Source organism: Bacillus sp. bc15, assembly GCF_900142585.1.
GTDB classification, from domain to species: Bacteria; Bacillota; Bacilli; order Bacillales; family Bacillaceae_G; genus Bacillus_A; species Bacillus_A cereus.
Genome location: NZ_FRBJ01000001.1, coordinates 250,626 through 268,102, shown reverse-complemented (window position 1 = coordinate 268,102; position 17,477 = coordinate 250,626). Strand labels below are relative to the sequence as shown.

The following is a 17,477-nucleotide window of genomic DNA, read 5'->3' as shown; positions in this document are numbered from 1 at the left end:
TTTAGCTTCTTTTTTATATGTTAACGATATACCCCTACTCTTTTCTCCAATAAATCTTGCAGGCAATCTTCATGCTGTTTACAAAATAACGGTGGCATGTCGTCTAACGGGAAAAACTTCAAATCCAACGTTTCATCACCATCTACTTTTTTGTCGCCCCCAACTATTGAGCATGAAAAACACATCACAATTGACTGTGCCTTGTCTCCATTTGGATATGATTGAAAATATTTTGTATACACTCCAATAAGCTCATTTATTTCTACATCATACCCGGTTTCTTCTTTTATTTCTCGGATTGCAGTTTCCGCAGCCGATTCTCCTATCTCCATTGCGCCACCTGGAAAGCCCCAAGCGTTAAAGTCTCCTCTTTTTTGCAGTAATACTTCTCCTTCTTTATTAAATACACAACCACCGGCAAAGTTTAAGAAAACATAATCATGCCCTACTTTTTCACGTAATTCTTTTATATAATTCGCCATTCTCTTCCCCTTTTCATACTTCTTCTATCACTATTTCTTATCTTTTTCAAGCAATTCAATAATTCGATCTAGCTTCTGGTTCATATTAATCACGTGGTGTTTCTTTGCAACGCTGCTTTGTAATACTCTTCTAATAAACAAAGTAAATGATATGAAAAACAAAACGATAAGTCCGATTACTAAACAAGTATATATCAATGTAAAAATATTACTTTCGAACAAGTTCATTCAGCATTCACATCCTCTCCTTTTTATTTTATCACATAATTCCCAATATTTTAAAGTGATCAACAAATATAAAAAGAGCATCTTTTACAGATGCTCTTTCTCATTGCTTAATACGTAAATGTAATTGTCGCCAATGAATAACCCGCCAGTGCACTATAAGGTGCTACTTGATAAGACACACGCTTTGCACCTTTTGGCCAATTTATTTCATTTAATACTTTCTTTATATCTTGCATCGTTCCATCCATGGACTGCTTATATCGTACTTCTACTTTTTCTGGTTTGCCTGCAAACTGTTGCTGCAACTTTTGCTTAAATTCATTATAATTTTCTGCTCCGTATTCTGCAGATAAGTATTGTAAATTTGTTTCTTTTAACATCTGCTCATATACAATAGTTTTTGAGCTACCAGCTTTTATTTTATTTGTTAATTCACCAAAATAACTTGTAGTTGCCGCTGGATATTTGCTACGATCCCATTCATGATCTTTACTTAACTGTTCGTCAGACATATTAAAATATGAGTAAGTTACACGCCCTGCTTTATCTGGTACTGGATCATCAAATGTAGTATCTAGGTGATACCATTTGTTTTCAATGTTCACTAAATTCCACGCGTGAGCTTGTCCATTTCCTGTGCCTGTTACAATATGATTTTGAATACCTGCCTCTTTTAACAACTCATACGTTAATAATGTATATCCTTGGCAAACGGCAGAACGATTCGCTAATGCTTCATATGCTGTATACGCTTGATAAGACGTATCATAAGACACATGCTTCACAACGTAATCGTGAATAGCTTTTACTTTCTCATGCTCATCCATCCCTGGTTTTACAATTGATCCAACAATTGATTTTGCCTGAGCTTTTACATATTGAGTTTGTTCTTTTGATTCACGGTATTTTACTTGCAGTGTAAACGTATAGTCCCCTGGCATTCCTTTAATAGAATATCTAGTAGACGCTACATTATATTTTACATACTCATCAGCATCTACAATTTTATTAAACTCACCATACAATTGATCCATAATATTTCTAGCATTTCTATCTTTTGTTTTATATGTGATTGTAATATTTTCTTCTCGATTATCAATCTGTTTTTTTAATTCTTTTCTGAAATCATCTAATAACTTTACATCTGATTGTGCTGTCACCGTATTCGGATTTGTAGCTGCATAAGATACAGATGACGCTTGTAAGCCTCCCATTACTATAGTTGAACAAAGTGCGGCAGCTGTCACATACTTAATTGTCTTTCCCATCTTGTCACTCCTTATATTCTATAACTATACGAAAAAGTATCGTATAGTTTCAGAGTATACAATACTTTTTCGTATAGGTCATATGAGATTATGCATATTAACTAATTCACATAAAAAGGTTGTTCTTTTTAAAAGAACAACCTTTTTTCATTAGCATGTTTGTAATACACAGCATGTATTTTCAAAACGTTGATTTTTCAAATCTTCATTACTAATACAGAAATATAGCATCCCTAGTTCTCCCCAAACCATATTACAATTTTTATGATCTGAATCAATTTGGAATAAAAGAGTCATTTGCTGCGGGTCTACTCCCATATATTCTCCTGTCTCATATAACACTTCTTCTTGTACAGAGAATGGCTCACCAAACATTTGATGGTTATCATAGTTATCTGGAATTAGCTCTTCAAGTAATTGCAAGAAACGATCTGAATCAGCCTCATCTTCAATGAAAAGTTCTGGTAATTTGTATGTCAGTTCAAAAGTAATTGCACACTGGTTATATTTCGCTTGTATTTCATTTTCTCTTCGTAATTGCTCTACAGGAACATCATAATAAAGTACACGCCCAGCCTCTGTTAGATTCACATTTTCTTCAAAATAATTTTCAATGCAAAAGAAATACAGCATCCCCGTCTTAGGAAGATTGTGATCCATACCAACATTTTGTAAATCACTTAAGTTAAATTGCGCGATAAATTGTAGTGGATTTCCTTTATGCTTTGGATATTCAAATAAAGCTGGTAGATCAGGAACTCCTCCCATTTTCGAACTACCTATCGCAACAGTTTCCTGCTGCTTTGGCACAACTTTTATACAAGGAAATACAGTATTAATAAGTTCCTCTTTCAAGTGTGTTAGTTCATATTTATCAATTAACACTTCAATTTTTTTATTCATAAATTCTCCTTACATTTACATACTTATTTATATCATAGTACAAAGATTATACTTCATTCTTTACAAAATCAACAAGCCTCCAAAAAACGGGCTTATCCTTCGTACGCGAACAAGTTTAAAAAAGCATACTATACATTGTTCCTACAAACACGATAGTTCTTTAGTTCTTCCAGTACATTTTCCCCTCGTTCATTTTTATTTTTAATATAAGGAGGAATTCCACATGGGTTACGGATATAGTTGCGGCGGTTACGGTTACGGCGGTAGCTGTGGTGGTTGTGGTTACGGAGGTTTCGCTTTATTAATCGTTTTATTCATCCTTCTAATCATCATCGGAGCTAGCTGTTGGGGCGGCTTTGTAGGCTGCTAGTAAACTTAAAAACTATTGAAAAAAAGCACGTACAATACGTGCTTTTTTTCCATTTCCAAATCTTTTATTTGAAAGGAAGTATGTTTAATGAAGATTGATGGTGTTTTTGAAGGAGGCGGTGTGCGCGGTATTGCGCATGTTGGGGCAATTTGCGCGTTAGCCGAAAAAGGTTATGAATGGGAACGTGTAGCTGGTACATCGGCTGGTTCGATTATTGCAGCGCTCCTAGCGGCAGGATATTCTTGTTCAGAGTTAAAAACGATTATAACTGATATTGATTATAATAAATTTACGAAAAGAACTTTTATTGATAGAATTCCTTTTATCGGTAAGGGACTCAGTGCATGGACTACTCTAGGTATATACTCTAATGTATTTATAGAAGAATGGATTGAAGAATTACTTCGAAAAAAAGGGGTTCATTTATTTACTGATTTACCAGATCTAAACAAACTCAAAATTATCACCTCTGATATCAGTAATGGTAAAATGGTTGTCTTTCCTGACGACTTACCAAACTACGGATTTTTAAATTATCGCTTCTCTATCGCTAAAGCGGTAAGAATGAGTAGTACAATCCCCTTCTTCTTTGAACCCGTAAAATGGAGAACTCCAAAATGGAAGCAGCCTTGTTATATGGTTGATGGAGGAATTCTAAGTAATTATCCAATTTGGATCTTCGATTCACCTACCGCTCCTCGCTGGCCGACTTTCGGATTTCATTTTGTAAAAGATGAGATTCAAGCTGACCCTGCTCACTATAACGAGCCTATTTCTATGTTCAAAGGACTATTTAAAACAATGATGCAAGCTCACGATTTACGTCATTTAGATAACGAATCAAAAGCAAGAACCATTACAATTCCAACAGGAACGATTACAAGTACTAATTTTGAACTGACAAAGGAAGAAAAAGAATGGCTTTACAATTCTGGTTATAACTCTGCTAATAAATTTTTACAAGCTTGGAACTTTAGGCAATATATTGATGAATATAGAAAAGGAAATCAAGACCGAAAGACAAATCGATTTTTTCGTCAACTTGACTCATAATATTATTATTTTGCATACAAAAACGTTTGACAAATTAATAGTAAATAAGCCTAGTAATTTCTTATATTACTAGACTTATTTACTTCCTATACAATCTCGTACATTGTTTAAGGGTACGATAACCCTTCGGCTTCTTCTGCAGTAATAACTATGTAACGATTTCCCGTTCTTAATCCTAACAGTTCTGCTTTTTCAATTGCTTCTTGCTGCGTCTCCGCATAAGCAGCTAAATATTTTTCTCCATTGATCATTTGGCAAATTACATATTGTTTCATTACTTTCTCCTCTTACTTTTTCATTAGTTGTGCAAGTTTTTTTATACCTATTTCAATTTCTTCTAACGTTGCGTATGAATACGATAGGCGCAAAAATTGATTTGCACTTCTATCATATAAAGTACCTGGGTTTAATAAAACCTTTTCTTGCAGAGCTTTATCAAATAAACTGCGATATGAAATGGGTACTTTTATATGTACCCATATATAAAATCCCCCTGTTGGTTCATGCCAAGTTGCTATTTCACGAAGATATTTATCTAACATTAGTAACATAAAATCTCTTCGTTTTTTCAATTCACTTCTTACAAAGCGCAAATGCTCATCATATAGACCATTTGTAAACCACTCTGCTGCAATTTGCTGGGATATAGTGCTTGAACCATAATCTGTTTGCATTTTTATGTCTGACAATCTTTGAATTACTGGCTCAGGTCCAACAATCCATCCAATTCTTAACCCTGGACTAATTACTTTGGACATGCTTCCAATATGTAGTACGATTCCATTTTTATCATAGGCTTTTAAAGGTTTCGAACAAGGTGCATCAAACCATAAGTCTTGATACACTGCGTCCTCTATAATAGGTAATCCAATTTCATTACATATTTCCATCACTTCTATTCGTCTCTTCGCATTCATACTAAAGTTCGTTGGATTATGAAAAGACGGGATTGTATATAAAATAGATGCATTAAATTGCTTCTTATATTTTGTAATATATGATGTATTTAAACCGTTCTCATCCATTGGTATTCCAATGAAACGCATTCCTGCGGATTGAAAAACATTAAGCGAATATAAATAGGATGGTTTTTCTAATAAGATGGATGCCCCTTTTGGAAGAAGCCCCATAGAGATAAGTTGCAGCGCTTGAATTGCTCCTGAAACAATTAATATAGAGTCAGGAGATACATATACACCATGCCCCTTTAAGTATTCGGAAATCTTTTCCCTTAAATAAAAATTTCCTTTCGGCTCTTCATACCCAAGCGTCACATTTGACTTTAAAAGCTTATTCATAATTTCTTTCATCTTTTTCTCAGGTAAGAGACTCGGCGCGAGCTCACCTGTTCCTAATCGAATTACATGTGGATAAAATTCAGCTTGATTAATCTCCTGAATAGCTGGGAGATTCGGATAATGAAGTCCTGTTTCTACATAAGACTGCCAATTAGGCGGGGGTGCGTAAGTTGAAGCATTCTCATTATTATTTACAACAATTGTTCCTTTCCTGCCATTCCCTTCTATGTATCCCTTTGCAACTAGTTCATCGAAAGCCATTACAATTGTGCTTCGATTCACACCAAATGTATGTGCCAACTCTCTTTGTGAAGGTAATTTCGTTCCAACGGTCCATTCTCCATTAACGATCCTTTCTTTTATATAAGTTTCTATTTGTTTATACAGCGGAGTCGCTAGAGACATATTCGGTTTCCAAACGAATCTTCCCATTATATCACCTTATATTCTTTTTGGTTGGTAACCTCCCCAACCATATGGATGGATACAAATTTTCATTTCTTCTATACAATATACACTATCATAATGAATTAAAATAGGAGGTAATATGATGAGTGAAGCAATTATTCATGGTATCATTCTTGCATTTGGACTTATCATTCCATTAGGTGTACAAAATGTTTTTGTCTTTAACCAAGGTGCGAGCCAACCAAACATTTGGAGGACAGCTCCCGTAGTATTAACTGCCTCTATATGTGATACGTTACTCATATTGATTGCAGTGCAAGGTGTCTCCCTTGTACTCCTTACTTTTTCTTGGCTAACTAACTCGTTATATATAATTGGATTTTTCTTTCTCCTATACATGGGCTTTGTTATTTGGAGAAGTAACCCTTCCAACGATGTAAAACAAGAAAAAAGTATGCCCTTAAAAAAGCAAATCCTTTTCGCAGCATCCGTTTCGTTATTAAATCCACATGCAATTTTAGACACAATCGGTGTAATTGGAACAAATTCTATTCAATACATAGGAAGTGAAAAATGGGCTTTTACACTTGCAACTATTATCGTTTCTTGGATTTGGTTTATAAGCTTAGCTTTAGCGGGGAAATTTCTAAAAAGACTAGACTCGACCGGAAAGACAATTTTATTATTAAATAAATTTTCTGGTCTCATCATATGGGGTGTCGCACTTTATATGTTAAAACAAGTTATTTATTCTTAATGAACGAAAGAGAATTGCATGTTACTCAAAACATCATGCAATTCTCTTACAAATTATGAAGTAGGTTCCGGTTTCTGTTTTACCGCCTTTGCATCCTTTGCTGGTTTAATCCAAATGATTGCTATGACAGCACCAATGGCAGCGAAAATACTTGTCAAATAAAACACTTCATGGTCCGCCCCTTTCATGAAAAAAGAATATAAAGGTGGTCCAGCTGCTACACCGATAAATCGCATTGAACTGTAAAATGACGTAACTGTTCCCCTTTGCTCCTTTTCAATTCCTTGTGTAATGAGGGCATCTAAACATGGGAGTGCCATACCAATTCCTATCCCCATAATAACGAGACAAAGAAGTAGTAAATAAATCCCTTTTATAAATAAAGGAACGATGACTGATGCAGCTGCCATTAAAAAACCAATATAAATACACTTCTTCATAACATTTTGATTATCTCCAATTTTTTTACCGGCCATATATGAACTAAGTGACAGTACAAGTAACGGGATAGCAAGCACACACCCTTTCCATATACCATGAATGTCATACTTTGATTCCAGTATAGTCGACAAATAAAAGAGAATTCCGAATAAAATAAGCATAATAATTGCACCTAATGCAAAAATGGCAATTAACCATCTTCCTTTTTCTCGAAACGTAGACAGAATAGATTTTATAAACTCTTTAAGTGGTGGTACTTCTCCTTCTTGTTTCTTTGCCTTTACTAGAACAAGTAATAAAACAATTGATACTACGCATAAAACTGGAATCGCCCAAAACGGTAAGAACCATACAACGGCTGCAAGAGCAGACCCTAAAATAGGGCTCAGCACTTTCCCAAATGTATTGGATGTTTCTATGATTCCTAAACCTGTACTAACTTGTTTTTCGTCTTTGTATAAATCACCAACACACGGTATAACAACTGGCATTGCACCAGCAGCACCAATACCTTGAATCGCTCTACCAATCAATATCCAATTGTAGGGATTATCAACTTTCCAAGATACCCAACCAGTTATCGCTCCTCCTATAGCTGCAATCAGCAAACTCGGAACCATTACCATCTTTCGTCCCCATCTATCTGATAAATAACCAGCAATCGGTATAAGTAGAATGGCTACGATAGAGTAAATTGTAATAATCATGGATACTTGAAACGATGAAATATGTAATTTCTTTTCAATAGTCGGCAGAATTGGGATGAGCATTGAATTCCCTAATGTCATAACAAGTGGAACTGATGCAAGCGCAATTAAACAACAGTTTTCTTTTTTTAACATGTTGGCTTCGAAACCTTTCATCATATATTTCTTACCATATAATAGCCCCGCTGGAACGTAACTTTTCATTCCACCAGGGCTATTACATCTTTACTACTTCCCATTCACAACAAAAGAAATTGGGGAAATTATAGTATTATTCCTATTCTTTGAATCCAGTTCACAATATATCCATACCAATTAATTGAAAAAAAAAGAAAGGAAGAATCCTTCCTTTCTCCTATAACCTTATACATTTAGCGAGTATATCCGCCACCAAGTTGTTGTTCTGCCATCGCTACAAGGCGTTTTGTAATTTCACCGCCTACAGAACCGTTTGCACGTGAAGAAGTATCAGCGCCAAGTTGTACACCAAACTCTTGTGCAATTTCATATTTCATTTGATCTAAAGCTGCTTGTGCTCCATGTGATGCTAATTGATTAGAATTACGATTTCTAGCCATTACCAATCACCTCCTTATTTATATATAAATTGTGTTAAATTCAAATTAAAATACATGGAAATTTTTGGTTATTTTTTACCGTAAAAAAAGAGCCTCTAAAACGAGACTCTCACATCATTTCACATTACGAAGTTACTACTTCTAATTTTCTATTTATTAATACTTTCATTTCTTCTTTTAATATCTCTTTTGAATTATGTCCAAACCATTCTAAGGAAGCAAAAAGATCCGTACCTCTCACTTCCTGAATAATCTCATCATAATTTACAATACCTTCAAATAACGGAACCATACCTATACGACTTCCTGCTGCAGCATATACATTATTAGGTTCAAACACATGCAAATAATCCGCTGAAGATATATTCTTAAAATGGTAATGTAGCGTCCACGGCTTTAATCGATGGAAACTGTCTATTGGATCTGCGCCAGACTCCCATATATGAAGAAAATCAAGATTTATTTTTAAATTCGGATGATTTACTTCTTCTAATAGTTCTATAGTAGAAGGCAATGTGTCCGTTAGTGTATTGGGATGTGTTTCTAACAGCACATACATATTGTGCTGAGCAAACACATCACAAATCTTACGTATTCGCTTCACATACTCTTTTCTCTCTTGTTCCGAGAAGTCCTTGCTCCCTTTTTGCCCAGCAAACGTGCGAATTTTATTCGTATTAAACCAATTAGCTAGTACTACAAGTTGTTCACTTTTCTCTATCGTTTTTTCAAAATCTGCTGATAATGATATATCTAAGTAATCACTTATCATCGTAATTTCTAAGTTTTTATCCTTTAGAAAAGTCAATTCTCGTTCTGTCGTTTCGCGTTCTTGCATATACAAATTTTGTGCATGAGTCCCCCACAATTCAATTCCTTCAAAACCGTTTTCATATGCAAATTGAACAATATCAGTAAATGAAATTAATTGATGACGAAATGAAATGGTACATAGCGAATATTTCATAGCATTAAACTCCCCTATCTTAAATTCAGTTAGCTTATTAAAAAGTTGCGACAGACTGATTTGTTTTCATACCTTTCCATGATAGAAACTGTCTCTCTAATTCCTTCTTAATTTGCAGTTCAATTGCATTCATTTCATCCAGTTTTTCAATAATCGATACTAGCATACCTTTATTATTCGTCATTGCCATTTTAATTGCACGATACTGTACATTTGTAAATCCTTGTACAATATCCTCTACCCGATCACACCAATAATCAAATTCTTGCTCCGAATATTGCAACGTTTCACGGAAGTATGCAAAGGCATGCTCATAACTATATTTACGAATTGCAAGTACTGGTATTTGTTTTACTGCTGCTACAAGTCCAGAAAGCGCATATCCTTCTTCCTCATTTGCCATTTTTACAATTAAATTTTTCAGTTCCATAGTCAGTTCATTGTCGTTCTTTTTGAATGTTTCTGTGAAATAACTAGCTACTGTTTCTTGCGTTGGCTCCCCAATTCCTTCTATATCAATGAAATAACCTCCACCAAATGGGTTATCTTGAATAGAGTGAAGTACTTTTTCTCTTTCCATATTTCCTTCCCAACGAAAATCAGGATCTAGCATGAACCACTCTTCTTCTTTCTCTGTTTTTGATATCATTAAATAATGTGGAAACGGTTTTTGATGAAATTTATTTTCCCTCTCTGGTAATAGAGACATATCAACCATTACAATGACATAACGATTTTCCGGCTTGTTTTCTACTAATTCTAAAAACGTTTCTACATTGCTATCTTTATTTTTTGCATGATCATACCATTCGTTTACTTTAATACCGTACAATTTTTCAAACCAAAGTAAATAATGATCATGGTTAATGTTTTCAGAGTGATATGAAATAATTCCGCCTTCTGTTATATCAAAATCTCCATCCCATAGTCCAAAATAAAATGGACGAAAATCAATGTCGCTACGCCTTTTTATAATTTCACAAAAACAACTCACTAAACAGTGCACTTTAATTGAAGTCATACTCTCATCCACTTTCCTAAAGGTTAGTTATTCACATTTACTTCCTGTAACGGCTCTAACTCCTCCATAAAATCAAGCAAAGATCCTACAGTAAGAAATGCCTTTGGATCTACCTCATCCTCTGGAACGCATAGCTTTACATCCATTTCTATGTATACAATAAGCTGTAACATCATTACCGAATCTATATATAAATCTTGATTTAAGCGCATCGTTTCTTCTAAATGCGTTACATTTTTCAGTTCCATTTTTTCTATCATAATTTTTAATACGGCATTCTTTAACGCTTCCCGTCTCATGTTGTAACCTCTCCCATCTCTAGTAACTTTCTACTTACTTTTCCAGTTTTATTTTTAGGAATTTCATTTACACTTTCAATTTCATACGGAACTTTATAAGAAGGTAAGTGCTGAATACACCATTCTCTTATTTTCACTGGATCAACATGAGAGATCACTTTCGCTTTAACTATTTCGCCCATCACAGGATGTTTCCCTCGATATACAATTGCCTCTTGCACACCTTCCAATTGAAGCATCGTTTCTTCTACCTCTATAGGAAAGACTTTTAATCCTGAAACATTAATTACATCGTCCATACGCCCCATAAAATGAATGCCACGCTCAGATTTATACCCTAAATCTTTCGTGAAAATTTCCTTATCATTCATTTTCACGACGATTTCTTCCGGTGCATTTTCATCTGAACCTATGCTTATACTCGCATGAGGTAGAGGGTTTCCTAAATCTAAATGGCTCTTCATATCATGACATATACTAATACAACCTGCTTCAGAACAACCGTATTGCTGCATCATATATGTTGTCATTTTTTTTAGTTTATAAAATAGTGCTTCTGGCAAAGGCGATCCTGATGTCATAATTTTATGAAACTGGAACGTTCCTAATGGAAAACTCCCCATAATGTGTAACATAAGTGGTACTGCATATATAATATGTTTTTCTGTATTGCGAGCTATATTTAATGCGAATTTAGGATTTTTGTTCGTAATGATTACAGGCTTGCTCCCCCTCGTAATTGCTGATAACGTACCACATATTAGTCCGTATGAATGTGAAACAGGAGCCATAACGATTGGCACTTCATCTACTTCACAGTTTAAAGCTTCATTATAGGCAGTAATTTCTGTATCAACTTCCGTCCATGCTCTACGAATCAGTTTCGGTTCTCCCGTAGTTCCCGAACTATATTGCAATAAAGAAGGCTCTTCTAGTAAAAAGTTCCCTACTTCTAATTTTGTAAAATCGCCATATTCTCCATATAAAACTCCTACACAATTTGCACGCTTTGCCATTTCAATAGCCGTTTCTTTTGGCGTATCTTCATGTATAAGTAATACTGATGATTTCTTTTCTTTTAAGAAAAACACAAGCGTAATAATATCGAATGGATCTTTCAGACAAAGTGCAAATCTATTTCCTTCTGCTTCTTGAAATTGTTCCATTTCCTCATAAACTTGTAATCTCAAATTAAAATCACTTTTGCTATACTCTTGTTTATTAACGATTAGCATAATTTCCCCCTGTAACAGCTGATTTTTGTTTCATAAGTTGTCTTACTCTATACAATGGATTTGGAACTTCATGAACAAGCGATTCCACATCCATATATAATCGACGTTTCGTTAATTGTTCAGCATAGAATGTAGGTGCATATAATTGAATATTTTCAAATCTACCTTTCAAATGTGGATATATTCTTAAATGATTTTCAATTTCTTCAACAACCATCATCCAAAAATGTTCTTCTTTCAATCCATATTCATCCGCAAGTACGAATGCTAATTCTCCTAAATTAAACAGGAATAGTGCATCTAACACCATCTCTTGCAAACATTCGATGCGATCCATTTCAAAGAAATCATTCATTTTTCCATTCGCATATGTTTTATGCATTTTAGTAAAGTCGGGACATTTGTCAACTTCTTTCAAATATGGACGATAAAACTCAAGCCCTTCATGAAAATCCTTTAACGCAATACGAACAGGCACCCCTTCTTTATGGACTAGAATCATATTTTGTCCATGTGATTCCAGTGCGATACCATGCTCTACAACAAGATGTATAACTGGTATTATCGCTTTTTGAATAAGTAATTGTAGCCAATCCTTCATTCCATATTTGTTCAACCACGCATCAATAATTGGTGTACCATCTTTCTCTTTAGCGTATAAACCATTAAAAGGAATTGCATCCTCTTGTGCATCTAAATACTTATGAATGCTTTCGCGCCAAATACATCCTAATGAACCATATATAGCTTTCTTATTCGTGTCATACGTTACACTTGAAAACTCGCTTAACAAGATTAAACGTGCTTCATCCATTAAATAGGCGTCATTACTTACAACATCATTTAACCAATTTGATATTGCTGGTGCACTCACAACAGAGTATGGTTTCAGTGTACGGAGTGTTGAAGTGTTGAGTAAATTCATCGATAATTTAACGTACGGTTTCTTTGGACTCGTAATATTTCTTAACGTTCTCAATGACTGTTGCGCGCAATAATCGTCCTCTGATGTTCCTAAATAAATAATAAAATTACCCTGTATATGATCCCCATAATTTGAAATGATGAAATTCTCCCACTGCCATGGGTGAACAGGTATAAACACGTACTGTTTTGGATAACATCCCCTATTACGAATTCGTTCCATAAACTCTTCTAATTTACGATCGCCAATCTCCTCTTTTAAAAGGTCGTTATACATCACTTCATTCTCATAACCTACAGTCGCATAATTCTTATGCGCTGCAATCCATATGAGTTTTATTGGCTGCATAAATTCATATCCATATTGAAAATTGTCACGATATTGAAATCCAACACGTGCTTTATAACTAGGGTGATATGGATGGCCGTCTATTAAATGGCTTTCAAACTCATCGTAAGATTTTTGAGTATATTCTTTCTTATTATTTCTTTCATATTGTGCAATCGTGTCTTTAAATATTGTTTGTTCTAATTCGTGCATAAAAGAATCTAATTTAGCTTGTTCTACACTAGCAACCCGAAAAACTTCTTCTAGAAATTGCGAGACAGATTGTATTTCTTGCTGTTCATCTTGGACTCTTACTATTAATGAGTCTAACGAAATACGTCCAAATGTCATCCGTTCCCTGCCATAGCATTTGTACGTGACACTTTTGTCTTCTTCATCAAGTCCTTGTATTATAAAAAGAATTTGTTCTTCTTTTTCTATGCGAACCGGTGTAATAATCCCCTCATAAATTAACGATTCTACTAATTGACGTAGCACTCTTCTTCGTACTGAAATGTAATCTTCTGATTCGAGCGCCTTCAATACTTTCGTATGATATATGTCCACTCTCATAAAACCCTCCACCTTATGACAAAATACCATTATTTGTATTACGTGAAATTTTAACGCTATTTATGAACGAACAGCCACTTCTCTAACGAGCGGATTATGTACTTGCACATAAATTGCTTGCTCTAATGGATTACTTAACTCATCGACATCGAAAAATCTCGTTAGTAAATTTGCTTTACACGCTAACTTATCTTCGTCCAATAATTCTCTTAAAAATGTTGAAGGTTCCCGGTTATACGGAAGGAATGATTCAAGTACAGACCTTAATTCCGAGAGAAGAATTTCCTCCTTAATTAATCCTGCTGTGCCAAAACCATTAATGAGGCCAAACATATGATTGAAAATTAAGTAGTAACGAAATCTCTCATCCACAATATAGTCGTCATATAAATTTCCAGTACGTTCTCCAATACCAACTAATTCATTATTAAGCATCTCTTTCATTGAATTACAGAAATAAAATCCTTGATTATCACGGAAATAATATTTGACCGGATAACCATCTTTTAGTTGAACAACGCTATTTTGCTGATGAGCTTCTAATGCAACACCATACTGTAAATACATCCATACCATTGGCTTTAAAGAAATATTCATATATCGTCTAAACCACTCTAAGCTTACTTCTTCACAGCTTTTACTTTCTAAATCTGCTAGGCGATGAATAATATTCGATAACCGCGTACGTTCCCCAGGTATAGCGTCTTGAACTAGCCCAGCAATTAATGTTGCGTCGTTTGCATGTTCACTATAAAAAGGGTTCTCGCGAATAATCACTTCAAATCCAGATTCTTGTGTTCCATAATTTAATGTAATATAGGCTGGATCACAAATAAAATCAAAGCCTGGAAACCTTTCTCGTACTTCACCAATAGCCGTCTTTAACATTTCCTTCCCTTCAAGACCACTCTCAAGTTCTTTCAGTTTATTAATACGCATTGAATTCGTTACTTTCACCGGAAATGAAAACTTAAGCATATACTTCGAATCGGGATGATATAGCGTCCTTAGTGATGATGTTGCCATATAATACTTGCCTACAGGTCCAATATACTCAAGCAATTCTTGAACTATCCAATCTTGTACGTAAGCTTGATGCAAGAGCCATTCTGCCTGAAGCGGATGAATTGGAATTAATGCATATTGATCTTCCTTACAGTACTTCTCTATAAATTCCTTACTAACCATCTCATCATTACTTAATTCTTCTTTTATAATCGTTGTTGTAGAATCTGATAATAATGATTTTTCATTTACTATACTTTTATGGGCCCGAAAATAATGAAGCTGACATTCTCCTTTTAATTCTGGAGAATACATTGCATTTTTCCAATCCAATATCCCCTGTCTACTCTTTGGTGTAGGATGAGTTAAATGCCCAAATAATAAAGACTGCTCCGCTTCTATAAAAGTTGTATGGAAACCGTATAATGCGGACGTATCTTCTATTCTCTCTTTTGTAAATTCCTCAATATTTTGACAACTACGGATAACTCGAAGCATAAGTTCCGCAGGATTCGTCCCTTCTCCGTAGTTGATAGACATCTCTTTTATTAAAAATGTAATAACTGTAACGTAATCTGCTTTAATAACAGAATTACTATCTCCAATTTGATAATAAAATTGTTCTCCAAACAAATGACGATCTGTTGATGATTTATATATAACTTCTCCATACAAAGTAACGTTCTGTGCCGATAGCCGACAACATAAATATGTGGGGACTGTATCTCTATTCAACGTATTACTGAAGATAATCTTCATTCTTTCATCCTCTGTAATCCATTCTCCACTCCCTGTTTCTCTTAAATAACAGTTTAAAAAGCTTTGTAATGTTGCATGTTCTGCGATTTGTTTCGCATGCTGCATGTTGGTCCTCCTCTTTATATTAAAGCTATCGAAATTTTATATAATAAACGATAATTGAATGTCGTTATCAATTATGATTCTAATTGATAATGATATTCAATTCAAGAGTATATTTCAGAATTTTTTTATCTGATTTAATTTTTCTTGTTTTCTCTCTTTTCTTTAATCTAGTTAAAAATACAAGAAAAAAATACTCAGTTTCAAACTACATACTTACTATTTTTCATTAGTAATCTATCCAAAATGGTTAAACAAAAGAGGTATACCTTAATTGGTATACCTCTTTCAAACATAAAGTTTACATAATAATATTATTTAAGCAAATCTATATAACTTTTTGTATAACAAATTCAAATCTCTCCAACAATACGCTGTTTCTTCTACCCTTACTCTCTCTAAAAATTTCGTATCAATTTTTTCAGGGTTAAATTTTTCATAAAACTTTTTAGAAGGATTATTCGTAACAACCCAAACTAAAAGTGATTGCATATCATTGTTTATACAATCCGATAATAAAGCTTGAAATAACTTTTGTTCTATTTTCATTCCTTGATACTCTTGTAAAAGGTAGATTGCATATAATTCTCCATCACAATTATATGTACCAGTTCTTTCTACTCCCCCATCGACGAATCCAACTATGTCTCCATTTAAATTCTCTGCTACAAATCTAAATTGATGATTACCTTCTTTTTGAAAAATATCTTCCCATTGTTTTTCTCGTTTCTCATATGCTACATTATCTAGAATTTCGTCAGCAAATATCCCTTTATACGTTGTTTTCCAACTATCAACATGCACCTTTGCTATACCTGGTATATCATCCTTTATTGCTCTTCTAATATGTATTCCCATCATTTCTCCCCCTTGTTACTCATCATTATATCAATTTCATTCCTTAAAAATCCAAATAAAAAAGAGTGAATTCACTTCACTCTTTTTTATCACAATTATCTACTTTCCACTTCAACTGAAACTACTCGATCAATCTCTTTCAGGGAACTATATAACTCTGTTGTATATAAATCTTCTGGAGCTAAAATAACCATCTCCAGTTGCTGAAATGCTCCACTATCTATATCTTTAATTTTCACGCGTTTCACATGCATGCCTAAATTTTTAATTTGCTTAAATATACCATCTAACTCATGATGCTCTTTAACAGTAATTTTTATTGATAAATCCTTTTGTCTTAATGAATACGGTCCTGCAATTTTCACAAGTTGCGGAAGTACATTAATCGCTAAAATAATTAAAACCATAGCAACTGTCGCTTGTAAATAGAATCCCGCACCAATTGCAATCCCTAAAGCTGAAGCAGCCCACACCATAGAAGCTGTTGTTAATCCAGAAATAACATCATTACTTCTTCGTAAAATGACACCTGCGCCAAGAAAACCAATTCCACTAACAATTTGAGCGGCCAGTCGCATCGGATCCATATTTGTATGTCCTGGAACAGAATATACATGCACAGATTCAATTGAAACCATCGTAATTAAACAACTTGCTACAGAAATAACCATACTTGTTTTCACACCAAGTGGTTTATTCTTTAGCTGCCTATCTATCCCGATGAATAATCCTAAAAAGAGTGCTAAACCTAATTTGAGTAAAAATTCATATGACATATTTCCATTCTCCTTACTTTACAATGTTTCCCTTAGAATAACTCACTATAACTCTTTTATGATATCAATTCCAGTCTTTTCTATTCATTTAACGTAAAAAACCGAAAAAACATTTATAACGATGTTTCTCCGGCTTT

Annotated in this window: 19 protein-coding genes; 3 read left to right on the top strand and 16 right to left on the bottom strand. The window is 34.2% G+C overall.

Features of this window, described 5'->3' with window-relative positions; translation table 11 throughout:
- Window positions 1-20: 20 nt before the first annotated feature.
- The 4 genes from BUA87_RS01350 to BUA87_RS01335 all read right to left on the bottom strand — a co-directional run bounded on the left by BUA87_RS01350 (window position 21) and on the right by BUA87_RS01335 (window position 2,881).
- Entirely contained in the window at window positions 21-482 is a 462-nt protein-coding gene (locus BUA87_RS01350; RefSeq protein ID WP_000024996.1) for an NUDIX hydrolase, read from the bottom strand.
- A gap of 30 nt (window positions 483-512) precedes the next feature.
- Entirely contained in the window at window positions 513-710 is a 198-nt protein-coding gene (locus BUA87_RS01345; protein ID WP_001048104.1) for a DUF4083 domain-containing protein, read from the bottom strand.
- Between the two features lie 107 nt (window positions 711-817).
- Entirely contained in the window at window positions 818-1,978 is a 1,161-nt protein-coding gene (locus BUA87_RS01340; RefSeq protein ID WP_000520634.1) for a transglutaminase domain-containing protein, read from the bottom strand.
- Window positions 1,979-2,128: 150 nt separating this feature from the next.
- A complete protein-coding gene (locus BUA87_RS01335) occupies window positions 2,129-2,881 on the bottom strand; it encodes a YwqG family protein (protein ID WP_001034838.1) in 753 nt (250 codons plus the stop codon).
- A gap of 223 nt (window positions 2,882-3,104) precedes the next feature.
- Here BUA87_RS01335 and BUA87_RS01330 point away from each other — a divergent pair, with 223 nt between their 5' ends.
- Together BUA87_RS01330 and BUA87_RS01325 are read left to right on the top strand one after the other, a co-directional pair.
- Window positions 3,105-3,251, top strand: coding sequence for a YjcZ family sporulation protein (locus BUA87_RS01330; RefSeq protein ID WP_000540425.1), 147 nt, complete (start codon window positions 3,105-3,107; stop codon window positions 3,249-3,251).
- 87 nt (window positions 3,252-3,338) lie between these two features.
- Complete coding sequence (locus BUA87_RS01325) at window positions 3,339-4,304, top strand: patatin-like phospholipase family protein (RefSeq protein ID WP_000686810.1); 966 nt, start codon at window positions 3,339-3,341, stop codon at window positions 4,302-4,304.
- A 107-nt stretch (window positions 4,305-4,411) separates the two neighbouring features.
- On the opposite strand, the gene BUA87_RS01320 is transcribed toward BUA87_RS01325, so the two are convergent.
- Both BUA87_RS01320 and BUA87_RS01315 read right to left on the bottom strand, forming a co-directional pair.
- On the bottom strand, window positions 4,412-4,579 hold the full coding sequence (locus BUA87_RS01320; RefSeq protein ID WP_000816390.1) for a DUF3933 family protein: 168 nt from the start codon (window positions 4,577-4,579) through the stop codon (window positions 4,412-4,414).
- A gap of 12 nt (window positions 4,580-4,591) precedes the next feature.
- On the bottom strand, window positions 4,592-6,034 hold the full coding sequence (locus tag BUA87_RS01315; RefSeq protein WP_000532401.1) for an aminotransferase-like domain-containing protein: 1,443 nt from the start codon (window positions 6,032-6,034) through the stop codon (window positions 4,592-4,594).
- Window positions 6,035-6,152: 118 nt separating this feature from the next.
- Between BUA87_RS01315 and BUA87_RS01310 the strand changes: the two genes are divergently transcribed.
- A complete protein-coding gene (locus tag BUA87_RS01310; RefSeq protein ID WP_001287316.1) occupies window positions 6,153-6,767 on the top strand; it encodes a LysE/ArgO family amino acid transporter in 615 nt (204 codons plus the stop codon).
- A gap of 53 nt (window positions 6,768-6,820) precedes the next feature.
- On the opposite strand, the gene BUA87_RS01305 is transcribed toward BUA87_RS01310, so the two are convergent.
- The 10 genes from BUA87_RS01305 to BUA87_RS01260 all read right to left on the bottom strand — a co-directional run bounded on the left by BUA87_RS01305 (window position 6,821) and on the right by BUA87_RS01260 (window position 17,340).
- Window positions 6,821-8,050, bottom strand: a complete 1,230-nt coding sequence (locus tag BUA87_RS01305) for a bacillibactin exporter BcbE (protein ID WP_033667500.1) — start codon at window positions 8,048-8,050, stop codon at window positions 6,821-6,823.
- 236 nt (window positions 8,051-8,286) lie between these two features.
- On the bottom strand, window positions 8,287-8,493 hold the full coding sequence (locus BUA87_RS01300) for an alpha/beta-type small acid-soluble spore protein (RefSeq protein ID WP_000113545.1): 207 nt from the start codon (window positions 8,491-8,493) through the stop codon (window positions 8,287-8,289).
- Between the two features lie 124 nt (window positions 8,494-8,617).
- Entirely contained in the window at window positions 8,618-9,460 is an 843-nt protein-coding gene (locus tag BUA87_RS01295) for a sugar phosphate isomerase/epimerase family protein (protein WP_061661206.1), read from the bottom strand.
- A gap of 37 nt (window positions 9,461-9,497) precedes the next feature.
- Complete coding sequence (locus BUA87_RS01290; protein ID WP_061661207.1) at window positions 9,498-10,481, bottom strand: DUF6005 family protein; 984 nt, start codon at window positions 10,479-10,481, stop codon at window positions 9,498-9,500.
- Between the two features lie 23 nt (window positions 10,482-10,504).
- Window positions 10,505-10,780 (bottom strand): petrobactin biosynthesis protein AsbD, encoded by a 276-nt coding sequence (gene asbD / locus BUA87_RS01285; RefSeq protein WP_001250560.1) that lies wholly within the window; start codon window positions 10,778-10,780, stop codon window positions 10,505-10,507.
- Window positions 10,777-12,015, bottom strand: a complete 1,239-nt coding sequence (locus BUA87_RS01280; protein WP_071714407.1) for an AMP-binding protein — start codon at window positions 12,013-12,015, stop codon at window positions 10,777-10,779. The genes asbD and BUA87_RS01280 overlap by 4 nt, the downstream gene beginning before the upstream one ends.
- A complete protein-coding gene (locus BUA87_RS01275) occupies window positions 12,002-13,840 on the bottom strand; it encodes an IucA/IucC family protein (RefSeq protein ID WP_071714408.1) in 1,839 nt (612 codons plus the stop codon). Before BUA87_RS01275 ends, BUA87_RS01280 begins: the two co-directional genes overlap by 14 nt.
- A 60-nt stretch (window positions 13,841-13,900) precedes the next feature.
- Window positions 13,901-15,709, bottom strand: coding sequence for an IucA/IucC family protein (locus tag BUA87_RS01270; RefSeq protein WP_001163337.1), 1,809 nt, complete (start codon window positions 15,707-15,709; stop codon window positions 13,901-13,903).
- A gap of 315 nt (window positions 15,710-16,024) precedes the next feature.
- Window positions 16,025-16,567, bottom strand: coding sequence for a GNAT family N-acetyltransferase (locus BUA87_RS01265; RefSeq protein ID WP_072938232.1), 543 nt, complete (start codon window positions 16,565-16,567; stop codon window positions 16,025-16,027).
- A 92-nt stretch (window positions 16,568-16,659) separates the two neighbouring features.
- Window positions 16,660-17,340 carry an MgtC/SapB family protein gene (locus BUA87_RS01260; RefSeq protein ID WP_000119510.1) on the bottom strand — a complete coding sequence of 227 codons (681 nt, stop codon included), beginning with the start codon at window positions 17,338-17,340 and terminating at the stop codon, window positions 16,660-16,662.
- Between the last annotated feature and the right edge of the window lie 137 nt (window positions 17,341-17,477).